The 1,486-nt window shown below is 61.3% G+C and carries 2 protein-coding genes; both read right to left on the bottom strand.

All coding sequences use genetic code 11. The features are described from left to right. Positions 1 to 83: 83 nt before the first annotated feature. Positions 84 to 1,010, bottom strand: a complete 927-nt coding sequence (locus MWU53_RS15880) for an FAD-binding protein (RefSeq protein WP_247094668.1) — start codon at positions 1,008 to 1,010, stop codon at positions 84 to 86. Next, the coding region (locus tag MWU53_RS15885; protein WP_247094670.1) for an electron transfer flavoprotein subunit beta/FixA family protein at positions 1,010 to 1,486 on the bottom strand (477 nt) is incomplete at its 5' end. The genes MWU53_RS15880 and MWU53_RS15885, both read right to left, overlap by 1 nt.

A 1,486-nucleotide genomic window follows, 5' to 3' on the forward strand; every position in this document is an offset into this window, starting at 1 on the left:
TGGAAAGCCTGTCGAATCGACGTGTCTGAACAAGAAAAGGCCCGCCGGGTGGGCGGGCCTTTTGTATCTTCTGCGATGTTCGATCAGACGGCGTCGGTCAGGGCCGGCACGGCTTCGAACAGGTCGGCAACCAGACCGAAGTCAGCCACCTGGAAGATCGGCGCTTCTTCGTCTTTGTTGATCGCAACGATGATTTTCGAGTCCTTCATACCAGCCAAGTGCTGGATGGCGCCCGAGATCCCCACGGCGATGTACAGCTCAGGAGCAACAACCTTACCGGTCTGACCAACCTGCAGGTCGTTCGGGGCATAGCCCGAGTCAACGGCTGCACGCGATGCACCAACAGCGGCGCCCAGCTTGTCAGCCAGCTTCTCGATCAGGGCGAAGTCCTCTTCGGACCCAACGCCACGGCCACCCGAAACAACAACGCCAGCCGAGGTCAGCTCGGGGCGGTCGCTTGCGGCAACCTTGTCTTCAACCCATTCCGACAGGCCGGGGTTGTCTGCAGCGCTGATGGCCTCGACTGCAGCCGAACCACCGTCGCCAGCGACGTCAAAGGTCGACGTCCGGAAGGTAATGACCTTCTTGGCGTCTTTCGATTTGACGGTCTGCATGGCGTTACCGGCATAGATCGGGCGCTCGAACGTGTCGCCGTCGACAACAGCGGTCACGTCCGACAGAACCATCACGTCCAGCAGCGCGGCAACGCGCGGCATGACGTTTTTGGCGTCGGTGGTGGCGGGTGCCACGATGTGCTCGTAATCGCCAGCCAGCGATACGATCAGGGCTGCGGTCGGCTCGGCCAGGCGGTGACCCAGCGATGCGTCTTCGGCAACCAGAACCTTGGCTACGCCGTCGATCTTGGCAGCGGCTTCGCCAGCAGCGGCGGCAGATGCACCAGCGGCCAGAACGGTTACATCACCCAGCGCGCGCGCAGCGGTGACAGCCTTGGCGGTGGCGTCCAGCGCCAGTTCACCATTGGTAACTTCAGCAAGAAGAAGAACAGCCATTATACAGCCCCCGCTTCCTTGAGTTTCGATACAAGCTCGTCCACCGAGCCAACGATGATGCCAGCGGCGCGTTCTGCCGGCTCCGAGGTCTTCACGATCTCGAGGCGCGGGGTCACGTCAACGCCGTAATCAGCCGGGGTCTTCTCGTCCAGCGGCTTCTTCTTGGCTTTCATGATGTTCGGCAGCGACGCATAGCGCGGCTCGTTCAGGCGCAGGTCAACGGTGACGATGGTCGGCATCTTCACCTTGATGGTCTGCAACCCGCCGTCCACTTCGCGGGTCACAACGGCACTGTCGCCATCAATGTCCAGTTCCGACGCAAAGGTGCCTTGCGACCAGCCCAGAAGGGCCGACAACATCTGACCGGTGGCGTTCATGTCATTGTCGATGGCTTGCTTGCCCGCTAGAACGATGCCCGGCTGCTCTTCTTCAACAACTTTCGCCAGGATCTTGGCAACGGCCAGCGGCTCGATGTC

Source organism: Aliiroseovarius sp. S1123, assembly GCF_023015885.1.
Classification (GTDB): domain Bacteria; phylum Pseudomonadota; class Alphaproteobacteria; order Rhodobacterales; family Rhodobacteraceae; genus Aliiroseovarius.

What these genes read in the sequence shown, in the direction of transcription:
- MWU53_RS15880 (WP_247094668.1), bottom strand. Translation starts at nt 1,010, where the DNA reads ATGGCTGTTCTTCTTCTTGCTGAAGTTACCAATGGTGAACTGGCGCTG.